The sequence below is a fragment of the Nonomuraea sp. PA05 genome, from assembly GCF_008086045.1.
Lineage (GTDB): Bacteria > Actinomycetota > Actinomycetes > Streptosporangiales > Streptosporangiaceae > Nonomuraea > Nonomuraea monospora.
In genome coordinates this window covers 298,060-316,494 of record NZ_VSEY01000001.1, presented here as the reverse complement: position 1 = coordinate 316,494, position 18,435 = coordinate 298,060, and the positions used below count along the sequence as shown (strand labels likewise).

Sequence of the window (18,435 nt, the reverse complement as noted above, 5' to 3'; positions counted from 1 at the left end):
GATCAGCTCCCTTCGTTGGCGTGAGCGCCAACAAGCATGGGGCGGGGACCGAAGCGGCGTGTGATGAGTTCCTCCAGCTTCGGCCTGGTGTTCGAGCCGTCGTAGAGGATGTGCTCGGCGGAGGACAGGCCCAGGAGGCGATCTGCCCTCGCGGACACGTGGATGACGCGCTTGCCGTGCGTCTCCTCGATGGCGTGCTCCGGGTCGGCGGGCTCGGCGATCAGGTACTGCCACGGGTCGTGGTCCGTGTCCAGCGCGGTGGGGTCGATGGGCGTGCCGTCGATGAGCATGGCGTCCGGGGTGATGGTGATCAGCCACACGCCGCCGTTGTCGATGGCGAGGTGGCCCGCGTAGCAGCAGCCGGTGCCGCACTCGGTGCGGTACGAGTGCTGATCCCATGCGAGTTCTGGTTGCCGGGTTTCGTCGGCGGCGGTGATGAGGTCGAAGGCCCGCCATGCCCGGACGGCTTCCACCGTGGGGCGGGCCGGAGTGGGGTGCTGGGTGTTGGTCATGATTTCCTCTTTCTGTTGGCGGTAGCGCCAACCTTGGTTGTGGAGGGCTGCCACGCCGTGGCGGCGGCCTCCAGGGCGGCGTACAAGTCGTCGTCTTGGGCTTCGGTGAACGTGTCGGTCCATTCGGCCACTCGCATGTACGCCAGGCGCGGGATACTGCGGTTCTTCTCCCGTTCCTCCCGGCAGCGAGGCAACCGGTGGAAGGAAACCAGCCAGGCAGCCGTGTGCCGGACGAGCGGCACGCGGACGGTGGGCCTGCCGCTCACGAACACGTCCCCGGCGATCGCGCTGATCGCGCCCATCGGGCAGAAACCGTAGCTGGTGGTGAGGCGGCCGATGACGAAGTCGCCGCGCACCCGCCACGTGGTGCGCATCAGCTCGATGGCGTCGCGGATCAGGTCGGCCGGGGTCAGCTCCGGCGCGTCGGTGAGCAGGTCCGTCATGCCGCTTCCTCGGACGGCCATTGGCCGGGGTCGAGGACCACGGCCATCGTCGGCCAGCCCTGCGCGATGAACTCGGCTTCGGCCAGCGCCACCGTCCAGGTGGCGACGTACCAGCCGCCGTCCTCGCCAGTAGCCGCGACGGCGAACCTGGGCCATGCCGGATCTCCCTGGTGAGAGACCCCGACAGGGGCGGCCGGGCGGTAGCGGCGCTCCCCAGACGGCAGAACCACATGGCACAGCCGGTGCGACATGCACGCCTCACACCAGGTGAACTCCTCGGTGGGGCCGAACCGCATGGCGAAGTGCATGTCCTCGCCGGTCCCGGTCCACTGGCCGCGCTGATCGGCGGGCACCTGCGCGAGCACCTGGCAGCCCTCGACGTGCACGACGGTGAGCGTGGCGCGCACCGGCTCGGTCCGCCAGGGCCGGGTCTCGGTGGTGATCGTGGTCGGGTAGGTGAGGACGGCGCCCGGCCGCCGGTACGGCTCGCTGTTGAGCACCTCGGACGGGAGGTGCTCTGTGGTGCGGTAGCCGCCCGTGGGCAGCTCGGGCAGCACAGGAATCACGGTCATCGGTTTAGACCTCCTCGGAGACGACGGGCGTAGGGATCTGGTGCAGGACCCGGACGACGGTCAGCCGCCGGTCTCCGTACTCGGCGTGGTACTCGCACAGCGGCTTCCGCTTCAGGGGCGCGCTGGCGTCGCGGGTGTACTCGCGGACCAGGCACATGCGGGTGCCGAGGTCCTCGCACTGCCAGCCCGCGCACTCACCCGCCGCGGCCGGGGCCGGCGAGAGGTGGACGGCGCTGGCCGGGCGGGGGTCGCCGTCCACGCCGTCGTCGTACACGACCTGGAGCCGGAACCGCCACGGGCCGGCCGCCGGAGGCCGGTCCTCCAGCCGGAAGCCGACGACGGTCCCGACCCTGCCACCTACGGTGACGCGCTCACCGATCGTGTGCAGGGTCATCTCCTCGCGGCTGCACTTCATCCACCGATCGACGTCGTCCACGGGGATGGTGTCGTAGTCGGCGCGGCCGGGTGGCAGCAGGCTGGCGGTGTCCGGGATGTCGCCGCTGTAGAGGATGAGGATCGACCACGCGTCGCGGGTGAGCGTGGCCGCGGGCGGGGTGCCGCCGCTGGTGAGAGTCCACCCGGTCAGCAGCGCTTTCGTGGTGAGCAGGTCCTGGTGCTTGTTCATGGCTTCCTCTTCGTGGTGGTGGTGGAGGCAGGGGTGACGGTGGCGCTTCACACCCGCCGGGCGCGGTTACGTGGTCGGGGTGAGGCTGGAGCGGCGGACGCACAGCAGCACCTCGCCGTCCGCGCGCTCCAGCTCGTAGCGGGGCCACAGGGGGCCGAACTGCTGGTCGAACAGGTCGCCCGCGCGGGCCTTGTCGCGTGGGGTCAGGGACCAGTACCACTGCTCCCACAGCTCGTCGAAGGCCTTGCCGCAGCGTTCGCAGTGCTCCCACTGGCCGCACGGCCCGACGACGGTCCAGATGCCGTACTGGTCGGGCAGCGACCCGTAGTAGACGACGCGCGTCCCCGGTTCGAGCGGCTCAAGCGTGCTCATCGGCCACCGCCGCTGTGCGCCCCAGGATGGCCGCGAGCTCCGTCTCGCCGTACCCGTCGAGCAGGTAGGCCAGCTGGGCTGCGAGGCCGTTGTTGTTGATGCCGCTGGCTTCCTTGTCGGCCTCGTTATGCAGGCGCTCGTAGGCGTCGTCCCAGGTGGGGTCGTCCCAGTCGCCACCGTTGACACGGTCGGCGGCGACCTCGTTCGTGGCGTCGTAGACCAGCAGGTCCAGGGCCAGCTCATCCAGGCCCAGCTCTTGCGCTCGTTCCAGCAGGCGAGCCACGGCTTCGGCGCTCGCGTCGTCGCCCGGGTCGAGCGGCTCCAGCCCGGTCACCGGCTGTCCGCCTGGTCCTCGTCGAGGATCCGCCGGAGGTCCTCGTGGGTGTGGCGCAGCATGTGGGTGTGGTCGGCGGTGGGGTCGTCGAGAACGGCTCCGATGACGGCGGCCAGGTTCACGAGCTGGTCGCGGATCCACTCAGGCATCAGCTCTCCAGGGTGAAGGCGGGGTCGAACAGGCGGCCGACGTGCAGGTCGGCCAACTCGGCGGCTCGCGAGTTGCGTGCGCTGGCGGCCTGGTAGTGCTGGGTCGCTCGCGCCCACGCCTCCTCCATCACCTCGTCGGCGTGATGGACGACGTCGGTGGCGTACTCGTAGCCGAGCGGGTTGAGGTCGGTGACCGCGGGCGGCCACATCACCGACCCGCGCGTGTGACCTGCGTCGAGCAGGTCGGCCGCCTCGTGCACGGCGACGCTGAGGCCGTGGATCTCGCGGGCGAGGTGCAGGTAGGCGTCGGCGTCGGCGTCGCCGGTGGCGACGAGCTTGCCCAGGTCGTCCATGTCGTGTCCTCTCACAGGCCTGGGTCGGCGTCGGAGATGTCCATGCCTTCGCACCAGGTGCTGGGGTTCTGCATGAGCACGCAGTCGGGCTGGCACTGGACGCCCGCGGGGGCGCCGCACTTGGGGCACGGCTCGCCGAGGTCGAAGAGGGCAGTCACAGCGCCTCCTGCGCGGCGACCCACTCCTCGTCGCTGTTGAACACGCGGGTGCAGCCGGCGGTGCCCTCGGTGCAGCGGGACTGGCGCGGCAGGAGGCCATCCTGCTCGGGGTAGACCGGCGGGTCGCGGTAGGCGACGCCGGAGCTGTGCGTGCAGATCCCCCGGGCGCGGAGTGCGGCGAGGCGGTTGCCCTCGCGCTCCATCGCCGCCTGCTCCAGATCGGCGTCGCGGCGCGCGTCCTCAATCGCCTCCATGTCGGTGCCCCAGTCGTCGTGCATGCTGGCTCCCTTCGCATCGTGATCGGATTCGGGGTTGCGGTGCGGCCCTCGCGGTGCGTTATCTTGGGAGCACTGCTCCCCTTCACGTGGTGGTGGTGGGGTTCATAGCTGGTTGATGAGCCGGACCCAGGTGGCGCTGGGTCCGGCTCAACGCGTTTCAGGTGCCGTCGCTGGGCTCGACCGGTTGCGGGCCGGCGGCCAAGGCGAGTCCCGCCAGCACCCATTGCGTGCTGCCGGTCCGCTCCGCTTCTTCGATGAGCCGCGCCGCCGAACTCGCGTCGTGACCCTCGATGTCGAGGACCTCGATCATGGAGGCGCGGAGGTCTCTGGTGACGTACTGGCTGATGGCGGGGTTGGCGTTGGCGCGGGCCAGCTTGTGCGCGGCCCACAGCATGTTGAGCAAGTTGAGGTTGGTGGGCTCGATCGCGCCGTACAGCGTGCCCACGGTGTCGGTGGTGTGGTCGTCCACTTTGGTGGCCTTTCCGGCTTTTGTTGGCGGAACCGCCAACGAATTAGCAGGCGTAGCAGTCGTACTGGGCGACGAGGTGCGCGACGTGATCGAGCATCGCCCCAAGGTCGTCACCTCTCACCTGCTCGTAGGTGAATCCCTCACGGTCTGCAGGGATGTTGAGGTTCTCGTCGAGCCAGCCGCGCGCTGACTCGTTCACGTCTGCGGCGATCTCGGGCAGCAGCTCGTCGAAGCTGGTGCCCGAGACCGTCGCCATGACGGAGGCGATGGCGACGGCGGCGGCGTCGAGCACGTGTTCGGGGCGGGTGCTGGCGACCCTTGCGTCCTTCATCACCTGGGAGGGGGTGATGGCCCCGATCTGGTCGGCGGGGATCGCGGTGGCGGGAGGGGTGGGCAGGTTCATGGCTCTCCTTTGGGGGTGTTGTGCCTGGTCACTGCCTTGTTGATCTTTCTGTGTGCCTACTTCCAGGATACCTCGCACACCTATCAAGTCTAGGGTTATGATCTTCCTGGTCAAAGCCATGATGATCTTGTCTGTGTGCGATTCTCAGCCAAGATCGTCGTTGGCGGTTCCGCTACCTCGGACCAGGCGCGTACGCCTGCCAGAGGCCACCATGATGAGCGCTCCGCGCACGCTGGCCGATCACGTCGCACGACCGTAGCGAGGATCGTGATCTTGGCTCGCGCCACCGATCGGCTGCTCACGAGGACCTATCCCCACGCTCCCGCCGAGCGCGAGCACGAGCCCGCGCCATCGCCAGGTCCCGCGCCAGCGCCTCCCGCGCAGCCTCGATCTCCTCCGCGCTCGGGCCGCTCGCCTGAGCAGGCTCCGTCGCCCACCGCACCCGGCTCAGCGCCTCCTCCGCCTCCCGATCCGCGCGCCTCCCCCGCCATTCGCCATCCGGCCGCCGCTCCCGGCGACGACGCGCCGCCTCCTGCTCCCGTTCCCGCATCGCCCGTGCCGCCCGCGGCGACGACGCCGCCAGCCACGTCCGGGCCAGGTCCGCCCATGCTCTCGCGTCCGTCATGACACCTTCCTCACGGGCCGCCGGGCCTGCCAGGTGGCCCACATCGCCTCCTGCGCCGCCGCCCTCTCCCGGCGGCGCCGCTCCATCTCCGCCCGCACCGCCCGATACTCGGCACTCGGGTCCGCCGCCGGCCCGCCAGGAGCGACAGACCGATCCACCGGCGAAGCGTCGTCCGCGCTCCGGTCCGGACCGAGCAGCCACCCGGCGGCTGCCGCCATCCGTGCCCACTCCCGCCTACGGGTCTCCTGGGCCGAGCGTCGAACCTCGTCCGCCCTCGCGCGCCGCTGCGACCGCGACGCCACCGGCCGCCCCTGCTCATCCAGCCACGCCGACAGCCGATACCGCACCCAGCCAGGCACATGCCGGATCTCCGCCGAGCTGGACCACGTGTACGTCCACCGCGAGTCGTCCGCCCGCACATCCAGCGCGTGCAGCACGTCGGCCGCCGTCCATCCCTCGTCGATGAAGGGGGCAAGCCACCAGCGGAGGTACCAGGCGGTGACGCGCCGCAGGAGCGGGAGTTCCGTGCGGAGCCGCTCACACAGGGCGATCTTGTCGCGTTTCGTCCTGGCCGTGGCGTGCAGGCTCCAGGTCGGCGGGATGCGGTGATGATCACGGAAGCGGTGAGGGGACTTCTCACGCGCGCGCGTGGGATCAGCTCTGTGTCTCTCAGGGAGAGACACAGAGGGGGGTTCACTTGTCCGTTCAGGCTGCTCAGCATGCTTGCATTCATGATCATTACGGTGGCGGAGACGATCAGCGCGGAAACGGCGCGGCACAGCCAGCACCCAGACGGCAGCCCGGTTGCCCAACCCGTCATCGACAAGGCCCGCGTGCGTGCCCTTGCGGTAGCGGACGGTGGAGCCCTGCTCGACCACGCCGAGCCAGCCCCGGACGCGTAGCCACCGCACCCACCGCTTCACGCTCGACTCGGACAGGCCAGTCACCTCGACCAGCCGCGCGATCGTCGGCCGGGAGCACATCGTGGACCAGTCGGCCGCCCACGTGATCAGATTCGCGATCCGCAGCAGATTCGCGTAGCCGTCGCAGCGCAGCACGAGAACCTCCGGGGCCTCCTTCAGGATGCGCAGCCACTCCTGCTGCGAGCCGGCCCGCCGCATGCCGCGCGGCACCGCGGCGGCGATGAGCGCCCGCGACGGCTGGGCGGCGAGGTTGGGCAAGTCGGAGACGCCGGTGAGGCGTCGAGCATCGCCCGGCCGGGCGGGGCGGGCGGGAGTGTGGGTCGTGCGTGCCGGACGAACAGCGTGCGGGTGCGTGCGTGAGCAGACGTCCGCAGGCGCGGCGCATGGGGGTGCGCCGCGTCGGGGCTGTCGTGGGCGGCTCGTGTCGGCCGCCGCCGTCATGGTGCCGCGACCGGGAACGCAGGGGTCACGGACGCCAAGATCATTCCGTACGGATTCCGCAACCAGCGGCACTCACGGGCCATCAACGGCACACAACGGCACACGCCGAATGTGAGTGGACAGCCGTTACCGCACGTCAGACCTGGGTTCCCTCTGGTCAGATAAGTGCGCCCCACACGATCCGAAGCGGTGGGCATCCGGTTCCAGGACGGTTACCTGCGCGAGCTGTGGTCCGACGGCGGGCACGTCGACACCGGGAAGGTGCTCGCCTGGGAGCCGCCGCGCCGGCTGGTCTGGGCCGACCTGCTCAACGACGGCGAGATGGAGATCGAGGTCGCCTTCAGCCCCGTCGAGGGCGGCACCGAGGTGCTGCTGGAGCACCGCGGCCTGGACACGCTGCCACCGGCGGTGGCGGGGCGGATCCGGCGCGGCTACTCCTGGAACATCGCGCTCGGCTGGTTCGCCGAGCACTGGAAGAGCTAGCGCCGGCCGTACTTCTTGTGGACCGCCTGCTTGCTCACCCCGATGGCGTCGGCGATCTGCGCCCAGGCCAGCCCCGCCACCCGGGCGCGCCGGACCTGGACCGCCTCCAGGCGCTCGATCTCACGCCGCAGCGCGGTGGTGGCGTGCAGGGCCACCAGCGGATCGTCGTCCTGCGCCTGCCTCATGAGGGACGCCAGGTCGTTCGTCATGCATCAAAGGTAGTCCAGGAGCAGCGCGTTGATCTCCTCAGGACGTTCGAGCGCGGGCAGGTGGCCCGCCCAGGGCAGCTCGACCAGCCGCGCCTGGGGCAGCTCGCCCGCCAGGTGGTGGGCGCTGTCGCGGAAGTACGGCAGGTCGTGGGCGCCGGCGACCACCAGCGCGGGCACGTCGATCTCGGCCGGCTTCAGCTCGCCCTCGGTCTGCTCGGGCCGGGGATCGGCGGCCAGTTGCACCTCGAACGCGTGCCGCTGCATCGCCACCACCCGCTGCCACGCCTCGTCGCCCGCCTCCGGCCCGAGCAGCGTGCGCGCGTTCAGCTCCGCCGCGCCGTGCACGTCGCCCGCCTCCAGGAGGCGCGACTCCTCCGCCCAGTACGCCCGCAGGTCAGGCGTGGGCTCCAGCGTGGACACCGGGTTGAGCAGCACCAGCCGCCCGGCCAGCCCGGCGGCGGCCAGCTCCAGCGCCGCCTGGGACCCGCCAGAGGAGGCGACGATCGCGGCCCGGCTCACGCCCAGCGCGGCCAGCACCTCGGCGACGTCGCCCGCGTCGCTGTACGGGCCGTCGGCCTGGTACGGAGTGCGCCCGTACCCGCGGAAGTCCACCTTGATCACCCGGAAGCGCGCGGCCAGCGCCTCTTCCTGGGCGTCCCACATGCCGGAGTCGACCGCCGTCGAGTGCAGCAGCACGACCGGCTCTCCCGTGCCCCGTTCACCGTGCCAGATGGTCAACGCGACTCCACCACCATCCGCACGCCGAGCCCGACGAGCACGACGCCGGAGATCTGTTCCAGCCGCCTCTTGACGGCCGGTCGCCCCAGCCATGCCTTGGCCCGGTCGACCGCCCAGATTAGCAGCCCGTACCAGATCAGATCGACGAGGACCCACACGACGGCCAGCGTGACGAGCGTCAGCGGCACGTTCTGCCCGGCCGGCACGAACTGCGGCAGGAACGACATCGCGAACACCGCCGCCTTCGGGTTGGCCAGGCAGGTGCCCACGCCTGCCAGGTACGGCGCGCGCCAGCCGGGCATGACCTGCCCTTCGGGTGCGGCCGGGGCCCCCTTGCGGGCCTGCCACAGCGCCTGCGCGCCCATCACGATGAGCAGCGCCGCGCCGGTCACGCGCATGACGTCGTAGGCCACCTGCGAGGCGACCAGCAGGGCCGACAGGCCGAACGCGGCGGCCAGCCCCCACAGCAGGATGCCGGTCTCGTTGCCGAGCGTGGCGGCCAGCCCTGAGCCCCGGCCGGCGCGCAGGGTCTGGCGCAGGATGATCGCGGTGCTGACCCCCGGCACCATGGCGACCAGGACGCACGCCCCGATGAAAGCTAGAAGATACATGGCGGGATGCTGACATAACGGCCGCAGGAATCTCGCCTGGTTTTCAGCCGTAGAGCTTGGCCAGCTCCGCCACCGCCTCGGCCATCATGGCGCGCAGCTCCGGCGGCTCCAGCACCTCCACGTCGGCCCCCATGCGCAGCAGCAGCCACCGCGCGTGCTGGATCGACTCGACCGGCACGGTCAGCGTGAGCCAGCCCTCGGGGTCGGGCCGGGCGGCGGCGATCGCGGCGGCGACGACGTCGGCTCCCATGGTGTAGGCGAGCAGGTCGCCCCGCCCGGGTGCGAGCTTGATGACGACCTCGGCGGTGTACATGCGCTCGCGGAACTCCTTGGCGTACTGACGCCAGAACTCTCCCAGGTCGAACCCCTCCGGCCGGGCGAACCGCCCCGGCAGCGTCTCCAGCGTCAGGATCCGCGCCACCCGGTACGTGCGCGGCGTCCCGTCGGGCGGCGCGGCGACGAGGTACCAGGAGCCGCCCTTGAGCACCAGCCCGAGAGGGTGGATCACCCGGTCCACCTCCTGCTTGCCCCAGCGCCGGTAGGTCATGTGCAGGGGCCGCTGGTCCCACACCGCCTCGGCCACCTCGCTCAGGTGCGGCACGTCGTCGCCCGACCGGTACCAGCTCGGCACGTCCAGCACGAACCGCTCGCGCATCCGGGAGGCGTGCGAACGCGGCTCGGGCGGCAGCGCGGCCAGCAGCTTCAGCTCGGCGTTGGCGGCCACCTCGGCCAGCCCCAGGTCGGCGGCCGGTCCGGGCAGCCCGGCCAGGAACAGCGAGGACGCCTCCTCGGCCGTCAGCCCGTTGAGCCGGGTGCGGTAGCCGTCGAGGAGCTGGTAGCCGCCCGCCGGGCCGCGATCGGCGTAGACCGGGACGCCGGCTCCGGACAGTGCCTCCACGTCGCGGTAGACCGTGCGTATCGACACCTCCAGTTCGGCCGCCAGCTCGGGGGCGGTCATGCGACCCCGGGTCTGGAGGAGCAGGAGCAGGGAGAGCAGGCGGCTGGCGCGCATGCTTACCATTGTATTGCGCACATATGTCGTGTTTGTATGAACACATGGAACGTGTGCGAGCCATCATGAGCACCTTGCGTACCCACGACAGCGTGTCCGTGGCCGAGCTGGCCGCTGAGCACGGCGTGTCCGAGATGACGATCAGGCGCGATCTGGACGAGCTGGCTCAGCAGGGCGTGGTGCGGCGGGTCAGGGGCGGCGCGCTGTCGCTGCTGCTGCGCGGCGAGGAGCCGCCGTTCGGGGTGCGCGAGCGCGAGGCGGTGGAGGTCAAGCGGCGCATCGGCGAGGAAACTGCCGCGCTCATCGCCGACGGCGAGGCGGTCGTGCTGGACGGCGGCACGACCGCGCTGGAGGTGGCCCGCGCGCTGGCCGACCGGCGGGTCACGGTGCTGCCGCTGGCGCTGCAGCCGGTGATGCTGCTGGCCGCCGCGCCGCGCGTGCGCCTGGTGCTGCCCGGCGGCGAGGTGCGCAAGGGCGAGCTGAACGTGATGGGCCCGCTCACCCAGAGCTCCATCGGGGCGCTGCGCTTCGACACGGCGGTGATCGGCTGCTGCGGCCTGTCCGCCGAGCACGGGCTGACCGCGCACGACCTGCCCGAGGTGGCGGTCAAGCAGGCGGCCATCGCCGCCGCGCGGCGGGTGATCGTGGTGTGCGACTCGGCCAAGTTCGCGCGTACGGCGTTCGGCGCGGTCTGCCCGATCGGCCGGCTGGACGTGGTGGTGACCGACCCCGGCATCCCCGCGGAGGAGCGCGACGCGCTGGCCGCCGCCGGAGTGATCGTCAAGGAGGCCGCGTGAGACGCGAGCGGGTCGCCGTCTACCTGCTGTTCTTTCTGTCGGGCACGGCCATCGGCACGTGGACGGCCCGCATCCCCGCCATCAAGGAGCGGCTGGAGCTCGGCGACGGGCAGCTCAGCCTCGCGCTGCTCGCCGTGGCGGCTGGGGCTGTCGTCGGCATGACGGCCGTCGGCCGCCTGGTGGACCGGTACGGCAGCGCCCGGGCCGTGGTCCCGGCGGCCCTGGCGCAGGGGGCGGTGCTGGTGCCGCCCGCGTACGCGCCGGACCTGGTCACGTTGTCGGGGACGCTGCTGGTGTTCGGGGTCGTGCACGGGATTCTCGACGTGGCCATGAACGCCAACGCGGTCGAGGTGGAGCGGGCCGGCGGTCGGCCGATCATGTCGTCGTTCCACGCCGTCTACAGCGTGGGCGGGTTCGCCGGGGCCACGGCGGGCGGGCTGTTCGCGCACCGGGGGCTGTCGGCGGCGGTCACGTTCTGGGCGGTGGGGGCGGTGATCGCGGTGCTGGCGGCATGGGCGGCGCGCTGGGCGCTGCGCTCCGAGCCCGCGCGGGAGAGCGCCGCCCCTGGCAGGACGGGGCGGCCTCAGGGGATCGTGTTCCTGGGCGTGCTGGCGTTCTGCTGCCTGGTGGGCGAGGGGGCCGCGGCCGACTGGAGCTCCGTCTACCTGCGGGAGGACCTGGCGGCCTCGCCGGGCGTCGCCGCCGCCGGGTACGCGGCGTTCTCCATCATGATGACGGCGGGGCGGCTGGCCGGGGACCGGCTGGCCGCGCGCTTCGGGCCCGTCGCGCTGGTGCGGTGCTGCGGGCTGCTGGCGGCGGCGGGGCTCGGGCTGGCGTTGCTGGGCGGGCACCAGGTGGCCGGGGTGGTCGGGTTCGGCTGCTTCGGGGCGGGGCTGTCGTGCATCGTGCCGCAGGTGTTCTCGGCCGCCGGGCACCGGGATCCCGCCTTCGCCGGGCGGGCGCTGGCGCGGGTGGCGTCGATCGGGTATCTGGGGATGTTGTCGGGGCCGGTGTTCATCGGGGCGTTCGCCGAGCTGACGGGGTTGCCGCGGGCGCTGGCCATCCCGGCGCTGCTGGCCGCGTTCGTCGCCCTGACGGCGACGGCGCTGCGCGTACGGGACAAGGAGCCGGCGCCTTAGCCGGCGAAGTGCTGCCAGCCCAGTCTGATCACCATCGCCACCACCACGCACAGCAGCACGATCCGGACGAATGAGGCGCCCCGCTTGAGCGCCATCCGCGCGCCGAACTGGGCGCCCGCCACGTTGCAGACCGCCATGCCGAGCCCCAGCGCCCAGTTCACGTGCCCTTGCAGGCCGAACACCACGAGCGCCCCGACGTTCGTCCCGATATTTATGATCTTCGCGGAGGCGGAGGCGGAGACGAAGTCGAGCCCGAGGATGGTGGTGAAGGCGATGATCAGGAACGTCCCGGTCCCCGGGCCCATGATCCCGTCGTAGAAGGCGATCACCACGCCCGCCACCGCCACCGCCGCGAACACCCGCGGCCCGGTGCGCAGGTGCGGCACGGGCACGGCGCCCATCGACGGCCGCAGCGTCACGAACGCGGCCACGGCCAGCAGCACCACCATGACGGCGGGCCGCAGCACGTCCGCCGAGATCGACGCCGCCGCCCACGCGCCCAGCCCGGCGCAGAGCACCGCCAGCGCCGCTCCCGGGACCGCCACCTGCCGGTCCACCTTGGTGGAGCGGGCGTAGGCGACGGCGGCGGAGGTGGTGCCGAACACCGAGGAGAACTTGTTGGTGGCCATCGCCTCGACCGTCGGCATGCCGGTCATGAGGATGGCGGGCAGTTGCAGCAGCCCGCCGCCGCCCACGACGGCGTCCACCCATCCCGCTCCTGCCGCCGCGACCAGCAACACGAGGATCTGATCCAGCGGCACGCGCCACTCCCCCGACTTTCCCCCGATAAAACCGTCATGAGTGTATAAGTCGGGCCTTAGTTACTCGGCCGCGCCCTGACCTCAGGCGTCACCCGGGGAAATTCGTTTCTTCGAGACAGAAGCGCTTCGGTAGGGTCGCAAACATGTCGATCTTCGGCCCGGTCATCGATGTCAGACCCCTGTTTCCCCTTGAGCGCCAGGCGCTGCTCGGCCTGCTCCGCTCGCTGACGCCGGCCGACTGGGCGCGGCCGACGGTCTGCCCGGGCTGGGACGTGCACGACGTCGTCGGGCACGTGCTCAACGACTACCTGCGGCGCCTGTCCGGGGCCCGCGACGGGCACGCCGGCGCCGTCTTCGCCGACGACGAGACGCTGCCCGCCTACCTCGCCCGCACCAACGACGAATTCGTCCGGGCGTCCCGCCAGCTCAGCCCGCGGCTGATGATCGAGCTGCTGGAGCTGCTCGGGCCGCGGCTCGACGAGGTGTGGGCGGCGCACGACCTGGAGGCGCCCGCCGGGCTGAACGTGTCCTGGGCCGCCACCGACGTGAACAGCCCGGGGTGGCTCGACGTCGGGCGGGAGTACACCGAGTTCTGGGTCCACCAGCAGCAGGTGCGCGACGCGGTCGCCCGGCCGGGAGCGGTGGAGCCCGAGCTGATGGCGCCGGTGCCGGCTGTCTTCGCGCAGGCTCTGCCGTTCACCCTGCGAGAGCATGATCGTCCTGAGGGGACGGTGGTCGTGCTGGAGGTGCTCGGGGCGGCCGGGGGGCGGTTCTGGGCGGCCTGGCGGGACGGGCGGTGGCGGATGGCCGCGCCCGGGGGTGAGGCCGGGGATGAGGCCGTGGGTGAGCCCGCGGCGCGGGTCGCGATGGGGCAGGACGCGTTCTGGCGGCTCGCGACCAGGGGGATCGGGGTGGCTGAGGCGCGGGCGCGGGCCGAGGTCAGCGGGGATCGGGAGCTGACCGACGCCATGACGACCTTGCTGGCCGTCGTCGCGTGAGCGTTCGGACGGTCTGGCTCAGGCGGTGGCGGGGCGGCCTGAGCCTCGCCCGATGATTCACTTCCCGGCCATCCGCGCGCCATCGCCCGCCGCGAGAATCTGCAGCACGGCAGCGGAACGGAACCGGGGAGCGGCACTGTGACCACCGATCAGCGGAGCCCGTCCCTCGGGTTCGTGCGGGAGTTCATCAGGTCGCCCATGCGCACGGCCGCGGTGCTGCCCAGCTCGGCCGGGCTGGCGGCGCAGATGGTGGTGGGCGTGCCCGAGCGCGGCGAGCCGACGGTGGTCGAGCTCGGCGCGGGGACCGGCGCCTTCACCTCCGCCATCCAGCGGCGGCTGAACGGCCGGGGCAGGCACGTCGTGGTCGAGCTGAACGACAGGTTCGCCGCCGAGGTCGCCCGCGCCCACCCCGCCGTGGAGGTGGTGTGCGACGACGCCGTGCGCCTGCCGGAGCTGCTCGCCGGGCTCGGCGCCGGGCCGGTGGACGTCGTGGTCAGCGGCCTGCCCTGGGTCGCGTACGCCGGGCGGCCGCCACTGATCGGGTCGGTGGCGCGCGTCCTGTCGCCCGCCGGGGTCTACACGCAGTTCGCCTACACCTGGACGCGCTGGGCCGCGCCCGCCCGGCGGCTGGCAGGGGGCCTGCGGGAGGCGTTCGAGGAGGTCGTGACGACCGCGACCGTCTGGCGCAACCTGCCGCCCGCCGTCGTGTACGTGGCCCGCCGCCCCCGTGTCCCTCCGGAGGCCGGGCAGGTCAGCGCCCCATGACCGCGGCCGTGCCGTCCTGCCTTCCGGTGAAGCGCTGCTGCCCCAGCACGGCCAGCAGCCGCAGCTTCTCGTACCCCTCGGTGCGCGGCGGGGCGGTCAGCACGAGCAGCGCCTGCGACTGGTCCTCGGTGAACAGCACCTGGCAGTCGACCTCGATGTCGCCCAGCTCGGGATGGACGAGGGTCTTGTGGTCCTCGAAGCGCTTGGCCACCTCGTGCCGGTCCCACAGCTCGGCGAACTCGGCGCTCTCCTTCCGCAGCGCCCGCACCAGCTCGCCCGCCCGCGACCGCGGCCCTCTCGTCCCGTGGGCGGCGCGCAGGTTCGCGACCAGGGCGCGGCTCTGCCGGTCGCGGTCGCCCTCCGGGTAGTGCAGCCGCTCCGCCGGGTCGGTGAACCAGCGGTAGATCTCGAAGCGGCCGAGACCGGTGTGGCCGGACCTGTCGCCGAACAGGGCCTGCGCCATCCGGTTCTGCACGAGCGTCTCGCCCAGGTCGGACAGGATGAGCGCCGGGGTGTCGTGGAGCCGGTCCAGCACGCGCAGCAGGGCGGGGGCGACGTGCGCCGCGTCCGTCAGCGAGGCCGGGGCGTTGTGCCCGGCGATCTGGAACAGGTAGTCGCGCTCGTCGCCGGTCAGCCGCAGGGCGCGGGCGAGCGAGGCGAGCATCTGCACGCTGGGCTGCGGGCCGCGCTGCTGCTCCAGGCGGGTGTAGTAGTCGGTCGACATCACGGCGAGCGAGGCCACCTCCTCGCGCCGCAGGCCGGTGGCGCGGCGGCGCGCGCCCTCGGGAAGCCCGACGTCCTCCGGCCGCAATGCCTCGCGGCGGCGGCGCAGGAAGTCCGCCAGTGCTGCACGATCCATGTGTCCATTATGTTCGCAGGTGGGAAGTGGCTCCGGCGCTCAGCCGGGTATCGCCGGTCCCTCCCTTGCGGGATGGTGATCGCCGTCCCGGCCCGTCCTCATTAAGGTGAGACACGCCGGCGAGAGCGGTGTCCCCCGGCATGCGCCGCCTTCGCCGTCCTGACGAGCAGGAGCCAGACGTCTGGAGGGTCGATGCTGGAAGAGCGCGAGATTCGGGAAGCCGCGGCACTGCTGGCCGCGCTGGGCGCGCGTGACCCCGACCATCCCCTGAGCCGCCAGGCCTACCGGATGGCCGCCCACCTGCGCTCAGCCGCCGCTCGTCCCGCCGGCCAGGGTGCCGGGCCTGCGGGCTCCGCCACGGCGCCGGCCGCCGAGCCGGCTCGCCGATCCGGCGGGCGGGCGGCGCCGGCCGCCGGGGAGGCCGCCGAGCTGGCTCGCCGGGCCGAGGAGCGGGCGGCGCTGGCCGAGCAGAGGTCGCGGCAGTCGGCCGAGAGGACCAAGCGGGCGACGGTGCGGCTCGTCACGCTGCGGCAGCGGCAGAGGTTCCTCGCCGTCCGCGGTCTGCTGCCGGGCGGTCACAACGGCGTCCTCGGCGCGGAGGCCGGGCTCAACGGCTGGGTGATCCGGGCGGTGCCGCCCGATGCCGGTCGGCCCCTGGCGATCGCGCCGCGCTGGGCCACGACCGCTGCGCCCGCCGCCTCCGGGGCGGGTGAGGGAGCACAGCTCGCCGATCGGACGGATATGATCCCTTCGCCGCATGGCGCGGGCCGGCGAACGGGTATGTCCCGACAATGAGGAAGCGGAGGGCATGAACCGGGCACCAGGCATGGTGGACGTGGCGCGCGAAGCGGGCGTTTCGCACGTCACGGTGTCCCGCGTCCTCAACAACCACCCCTCCGTCAGGCCGGAGACCCGCGCCCGCGTCGAGGCCGCCATCGAGAAGCTCGGCTACCGCCGCAACAGCGTCGCCCGCGCGCTCAAGAGCCGCCGCTCCTCGACGATCGGCCTGGTGCTGGCCGGCACCGAGCTGTACGAGCTGCCCCGCATCCTGCGCGGCGTGCAGACGACGGCGCAGCGGGCCGGATACTGGGTGAATCTGGCGAGCTGGCAGGGCGGCTCCACCATGGACCTGGCCGAGACGCTGCAACGGCTGACCGACCAGGCGGTCGAGGCCGTCGCCGTCATCGCCGACCGGCCGATGGTGGTGGACGCGCTGGCGGACGTCGTCACCGGCGTCCCGATGACCGTGATCATGTCCGGCGACGTGCCCAACCCGGACGTCGGCTTCGTCGAGCTGGACCAGGAGCTCGGCGCGCGGCTGGCCGTCCGGCACCTGGTGGAGCTGGGCCACCGCCGCATCGCCCACCTGACCGGCTCCCTGCGGACCTTCGACGCGCGGGCCCGGGTGGAGGGCTGGCGGGCCGGGTTGAAGGAGACGCCGCAGGCGCGCGGCGAGCTGCTGGAGGGCGACTTCACCGGCAACAGCGGCTACCGGCTCGCCCACTACCTGGTCACCCGCGCGGGGCACGAGCGCCCCACCGCGATCTTCGCGGGGAACGACCAGATGGCGATGGGCGTGCTGGCGGCCTTCGCCGAGCTGGGCGTGAGGGTGCCCGGCGACGTCTCGCTCGTCGGGTTCGACGACATCGCCGGGGCGGCGTACCTGGTGCCCGCGCTGACCACGGTGCGGCAGGACTTCGTCGCGCTGGGGACGCGATCGATCGAGCAGTTGCTGCGGATGATGCGGGGCGAGCCGGCCTCGTCCGAGCGGATCGCGCCCGAGCTGATCGTACGGCGCAGCACCGCGCCGCCCGCCTAACCCGGCTGGTAGTCGAACCAGCGCACGAGCGCGCGGCCGGCGCCGGTGGCGTAGAGGCCGAGGTGGACGCCGACGAAGCCGCCGGCGCGTTCGGTGCTGAAGAAGGGGCGCTCGACGGTGGCCAGGTCGGTCCAGTCGCCTGTGTCCGAGTGGCGGGCGCGAAAGGTGTATCCGGCCTCGTCGCCCTCGACGGCCAGCAGTGCCTCGCCCGGTGGGAGGGGCGTGGCGGCCAGCCTGGTGCTCTGGCCCGCTTCCCGGACGGTCAGGACCGCTTGCGGGGTGCCCGTCTCGTCCACGGTGAGGGCGAGGGTGGCGTGCTGGTCCTGGTTCTGGAAGACGGCCAGCCCGGCCTCCTGCCCCGGGTGCGTGGCCGGGAAGCTCAGCCTGGTGCGGGCGTGGAAGCGGACGTGCTGCTGGCGGCGGGCGATGAAGGCGGGCACGCCGGTGGAGGTGAGCGGCTCGGGCGTCGCCTGGATGGCCAGCCCGTCGGGGGTGGGCCGGACGAGGTGGGTGACCGGCCCGCGCAGGCTGCTCCACTCCAGGCCGGGCGCTTGCCGGGCGAAGTCCACCCGACCCGCCGCAAGAGGCTCGTCCCCAGGCGCGTGGCCCGGCACGAGGGGCAGGCGTTCGGTGAGTCGCACCCCGCCCGTCTCGGGGGCGAAGACCGGCCCCTGCGCCGTCCACTCGACCGGCACCAGGAAGACCTCGCGCCCCAGCGTGTGGGTGCCCTCGACCGGCCGCACCCCGAGCGCCACCGCCCACGTCTCCCCTTCGGGGGTGTCCACCAGGTCCACGTGCCCGACGTTGTGGATCGGCTCGCCGGAGCCCCGGTGCCGGTGGGTGAGGAGCGGGCTGCGCGGGTCGGTGACGTACGGGCCGGTGACGTCGCGGGAGCGGGCGGCGGTGACGCTGTGGTTGCGCTCGGTGCCGCCCTCGGCGGCGATCAGGTGGTAGACGCCGTCACGCTTGTACAGGTGCGGCGCCTCGACCCAGGCCCCGCGTACGGCGCCGTGCCAGAGCACGTGGGTGGGGCCGACGAGCTGGAGCCGGTCCAGGTCGAGCTCCCGCATCCACAGCTCGCCGGGCCCGCCGCCGTCGAGGGCGTCGCGGCAGGCGGTGAACCAGCAGCGGCCGTCGTCGTCGAAGAACAGTGACGGGTCGATGCCTTCGGCCTCCAGCGGGACGGGGTCGGACCAGGGGCCCGCCGGGTCGTCGGCGGTGACGACGAAGGTGCGGCTCCCCTGCCGGTTCACGGCCACGGTGGAGACGACGTAGAAGGTGCCGTCGTGGTGGCGGACGGTCGGCGCCCAGACGCCGTCGGAGACGTCGAGCCCGTGCAGCGGGAGCTGTCCCGGCCGGTTCAGCACGTGGCCGAGTTGCCGCCATCGCACCAGGTCACGGCTGTGGAACAGGGGCAGTCCTGGGTAGTACGCGAACGACGAGGTGACCAGGTAGTAGTCCGCGCCGACCCGGCAGACGGACGGGTCGGGATGGCAGCCGGGCAGGACGGGGTTGCGGAAGGTGGGCACGGGGGCGGGCTCCGGGAGGTGTGTTACAGGAGGGGGCTTGACAGAATGACAACGTTAA

At 72.4% G+C, this 18,435-nt stretch carries 28 protein-coding genes; 7 read left to right on the top strand and 21 right to left on the bottom strand.

From position 1 onward, the window contains the following. Nucleotides 1-2: 2 nt before the first annotated feature. The 14 genes from FXF51_RS01520 to FXF51_RS01465 all read right to left on the bottom strand — a co-directional run bounded on the left by FXF51_RS01520 (nucleotide 3) and on the right by FXF51_RS01465 (nucleotide 6,474). Nucleotides 3-512 carry a hypothetical protein gene (locus FXF51_RS01520; RefSeq protein ID WP_148432375.1) on the bottom strand — a complete coding sequence of 170 codons (510 nt, stop codon included), beginning with the start codon at nucleotides 510-512 and terminating at the stop codon, nucleotides 3-5. Next, a complete protein-coding gene (locus tag FXF51_RS01515) occupies nucleotides 509-955 on the bottom strand; it encodes a hypothetical protein (RefSeq protein WP_148432374.1) in 447 nt (148 codons plus the stop codon). Before FXF51_RS01515 ends, FXF51_RS01520 begins: the two co-directional genes overlap by 4 nt. Beyond that, entirely contained in the window at nucleotides 952-1,527 is a 576-nt protein-coding gene (locus tag FXF51_RS01510) for a hypothetical protein (protein WP_148432373.1), read from the bottom strand. The genes FXF51_RS01515 and FXF51_RS01510 overlap by 4 nt, the downstream gene beginning before the upstream one ends. 4 nt (nucleotides 1,528-1,531) lie before the next feature. Continuing rightward, nucleotides 1,532-2,152, bottom strand: coding sequence for a hypothetical protein (locus FXF51_RS01505; protein WP_148432372.1), 621 nt, complete (start codon nucleotides 2,150-2,152; stop codon nucleotides 1,532-1,534). 66 nt (nucleotides 2,153-2,218) lie between these two features. Next, nucleotides 2,219-2,524, bottom strand: a complete 306-nt coding sequence (locus FXF51_RS01500) for a hypothetical protein (RefSeq protein ID WP_148432371.1) — start codon at nucleotides 2,522-2,524, stop codon at nucleotides 2,219-2,221. Continuing rightward, nucleotides 2,511-2,858 carry a hypothetical protein gene (locus tag FXF51_RS01495; protein ID WP_148432370.1) on the bottom strand — a complete coding sequence of 116 codons (348 nt, stop codon included), beginning with the start codon at nucleotides 2,856-2,858 and terminating at the stop codon, nucleotides 2,511-2,513. Before FXF51_RS01495 ends, FXF51_RS01500 begins: the two co-directional genes overlap by 14 nt. Continuing rightward, the gene (locus FXF51_RS60370) at nucleotides 2,855-3,007 is read right to left on the bottom strand and encodes a hypothetical protein (protein WP_187414100.1); all 153 of its coding nucleotides are present in this window, start codon (nucleotides 3,005-3,007) and stop codon (nucleotides 2,855-2,857) included. The genes FXF51_RS01495 and FXF51_RS60370 overlap by 4 nt, the downstream gene beginning before the upstream one ends. Beyond that, a complete protein-coding gene (locus FXF51_RS01490) occupies nucleotides 3,007-3,360 on the bottom strand; it encodes a hypothetical protein (RefSeq protein ID WP_148432369.1) in 354 nt (117 codons plus the stop codon). The genes FXF51_RS60370 and FXF51_RS01490 overlap by 1 nt, the downstream gene beginning before the upstream one ends. 11 nt (nucleotides 3,361-3,371) lie before the next feature. Continuing rightward, nucleotides 3,372-3,518: a hypothetical protein gene (locus FXF51_RS60365; protein WP_187414099.1), complete on the bottom strand. Its 147-nt coding sequence runs from the start codon at nucleotides 3,516-3,518 to the stop codon at nucleotides 3,372-3,374. Further along, nucleotides 3,515-3,796, bottom strand: a complete 282-nt coding sequence (locus tag FXF51_RS01485) for a hypothetical protein (protein WP_148432368.1) — start codon at nucleotides 3,794-3,796, stop codon at nucleotides 3,515-3,517. Before FXF51_RS01485 ends, FXF51_RS60365 begins: the two co-directional genes overlap by 4 nt. Before the next feature lie 157 nt (nucleotides 3,797-3,953). Continuing rightward, complete coding sequence (locus tag FXF51_RS01480; protein WP_148432367.1) at nucleotides 3,954-4,265, bottom strand: hypothetical protein; 312 nt, start codon at nucleotides 4,263-4,265, stop codon at nucleotides 3,954-3,956. A 43-nt stretch (nucleotides 4,266-4,308) separates the two neighbouring features. Continuing rightward, nucleotides 4,309-4,668, bottom strand: coding sequence for a hypothetical protein (locus FXF51_RS01475; RefSeq protein ID WP_148432366.1), 360 nt, complete (start codon nucleotides 4,666-4,668; stop codon nucleotides 4,309-4,311). 298 nt (nucleotides 4,669-4,966) lie between these two features. Beyond that, nucleotides 4,967-5,293, bottom strand: a complete 327-nt coding sequence (locus FXF51_RS01470; protein WP_148432365.1) for a hypothetical protein — start codon at nucleotides 5,291-5,293, stop codon at nucleotides 4,967-4,969. Further along, the gene (locus FXF51_RS01465) at nucleotides 5,290-6,474 is read right to left on the bottom strand and encodes a hypothetical protein (protein ID WP_148432364.1); all 1,185 of its coding nucleotides are present in this window, start codon (nucleotides 6,472-6,474) and stop codon (nucleotides 5,290-5,292) included. The genes FXF51_RS01470 and FXF51_RS01465 overlap by 4 nt, the downstream gene beginning before the upstream one ends. A gap of 372 nt (nucleotides 6,475-6,846) precedes the next feature. Between FXF51_RS01465 and FXF51_RS01460 the strand changes: the two genes are divergently transcribed. Continuing rightward, the gene (locus FXF51_RS01460) at nucleotides 6,847-7,140 is read left to right on the top strand and encodes an SRPBCC family protein (RefSeq protein ID WP_187414098.1); all 294 of its coding nucleotides are present in this window, start codon (nucleotides 6,847-6,849) and stop codon (nucleotides 7,138-7,140) included. Here FXF51_RS01460 and FXF51_RS01455 read toward each other — a convergent pair. Genes FXF51_RS01455 through FXF51_RS01440 form a run of 4 tightly spaced genes read right to left on the bottom strand, consistent with a single transcriptional unit; the run spans nucleotide 7,137 to nucleotide 9,710 of the window. After that, on the bottom strand, nucleotides 7,137-7,349 hold the full coding sequence (locus FXF51_RS01455) for a hypothetical protein (RefSeq protein ID WP_148432362.1): 213 nt from the start codon (nucleotides 7,347-7,349) through the stop codon (nucleotides 7,137-7,139). The two genes, FXF51_RS01460 and FXF51_RS01455, sit on opposite strands and share 4 nt — an antisense overlap. 3 nt (nucleotides 7,350-7,352) lie before the next feature. Next, entirely contained in the window at nucleotides 7,353-8,087 is a 735-nt protein-coding gene (locus tag FXF51_RS01450) for an alpha/beta fold hydrolase (RefSeq protein WP_222871073.1), read from the bottom strand. After that, nucleotides 8,084-8,698, bottom strand: coding sequence for a LysE family translocator (locus tag FXF51_RS01445; protein WP_148432360.1), 615 nt, complete (start codon nucleotides 8,696-8,698; stop codon nucleotides 8,084-8,086). Before FXF51_RS01445 ends, FXF51_RS01450 begins: the two co-directional genes overlap by 4 nt. Before the next feature lie 43 nt (nucleotides 8,699-8,741). Then, nucleotides 8,742-9,710, bottom strand: coding sequence for a helix-turn-helix transcriptional regulator (locus FXF51_RS01440; RefSeq protein ID WP_148432359.1), 969 nt, complete (start codon nucleotides 9,708-9,710; stop codon nucleotides 8,742-8,744). 23 nt (nucleotides 9,711-9,733) lie between these two features. Here FXF51_RS01440 and FXF51_RS01435 point away from each other — a divergent pair, with 23 nt between their 5' ends. Beyond that, the gene (locus FXF51_RS01435) at nucleotides 9,734-10,507 is read left to right on the top strand and encodes a DeoR/GlpR family DNA-binding transcription regulator (protein WP_316247600.1); all 774 of its coding nucleotides are present in this window, start codon (nucleotides 9,734-9,736) and stop codon (nucleotides 10,505-10,507) included. Further along, on the top strand, nucleotides 10,504-11,646 hold the full coding sequence (locus tag FXF51_RS01430; protein WP_148432357.1) for an MFS transporter: 1,143 nt from the start codon (nucleotides 10,504-10,506) through the stop codon (nucleotides 11,644-11,646). The genes FXF51_RS01435 and FXF51_RS01430 overlap by 4 nt, the downstream gene beginning before the upstream one ends. Here FXF51_RS01430 and FXF51_RS01425 read toward each other — a convergent pair. Then, the gene (locus tag FXF51_RS01425) at nucleotides 11,643-12,407 is read right to left on the bottom strand and encodes a sulfite exporter TauE/SafE family protein (RefSeq protein WP_411268337.1); all 765 of its coding nucleotides are present in this window, start codon (nucleotides 12,405-12,407) and stop codon (nucleotides 11,643-11,645) included. The genes FXF51_RS01430 and FXF51_RS01425 overlap by 4 nt on opposite strands. Before the next feature lie 143 nt (nucleotides 12,408-12,550). Here FXF51_RS01425 and FXF51_RS01420 point away from each other — a divergent pair, with 143 nt between their 5' ends. Together FXF51_RS01420 and FXF51_RS01415 are read left to right on the top strand one after the other, a co-directional pair. Further along, nucleotides 12,551-13,405, top strand: coding sequence for a maleylpyruvate isomerase N-terminal domain-containing protein (locus FXF51_RS01420; protein ID WP_148432356.1), 855 nt, complete (start codon nucleotides 12,551-12,553; stop codon nucleotides 13,403-13,405). A gap of 138 nt (nucleotides 13,406-13,543) precedes the next feature. Then, nucleotides 13,544-14,170, top strand: coding sequence for a class I SAM-dependent methyltransferase (locus tag FXF51_RS01415; RefSeq protein WP_262379234.1), 627 nt, complete (start codon nucleotides 13,544-13,546; stop codon nucleotides 14,168-14,170). On the opposite strand, the gene FXF51_RS01410 is transcribed toward FXF51_RS01415, so the two are convergent. Beyond that, nucleotides 14,157-15,029, bottom strand: coding sequence for a helix-turn-helix transcriptional regulator (locus tag FXF51_RS01410; protein ID WP_148432355.1), 873 nt, complete (start codon nucleotides 15,027-15,029; stop codon nucleotides 14,157-14,159). The two genes, FXF51_RS01415 and FXF51_RS01410, sit on opposite strands and share 14 nt — an antisense overlap. Before the next feature lie 192 nt (nucleotides 15,030-15,221). On the opposite strand from FXF51_RS01410, the gene FXF51_RS01405 reads away from it, so the two are divergent. Both FXF51_RS01405 and FXF51_RS01400 read left to right on the top strand, forming a co-directional pair. After that, a complete protein-coding gene (locus tag FXF51_RS01405) occupies nucleotides 15,222-15,824 on the top strand; it encodes a hypothetical protein (RefSeq protein ID WP_148432354.1) in 603 nt (200 codons plus the stop codon). Nucleotides 15,825-15,837: 13 nt separating this feature from the next. After that, nucleotides 15,838-16,848: a LacI family DNA-binding transcriptional regulator gene (locus FXF51_RS01400; RefSeq protein ID WP_148432353.1), complete on the top strand. Its 1,011-nt coding sequence runs from the start codon at nucleotides 15,838-15,840 to the stop codon at nucleotides 16,846-16,848. Here FXF51_RS01400 and FXF51_RS01395 read toward each other — a convergent pair. Continuing rightward, nucleotides 16,845-18,377, bottom strand: coding sequence for a glycoside hydrolase family 43 protein (locus FXF51_RS01395; RefSeq protein ID WP_148432352.1), 1,533 nt, complete (start codon nucleotides 18,375-18,377; stop codon nucleotides 16,845-16,847). The two genes, FXF51_RS01400 and FXF51_RS01395, sit on opposite strands and share 4 nt — an antisense overlap. Nucleotides 18,378-18,435: the final 58 nt, after the last annotated feature.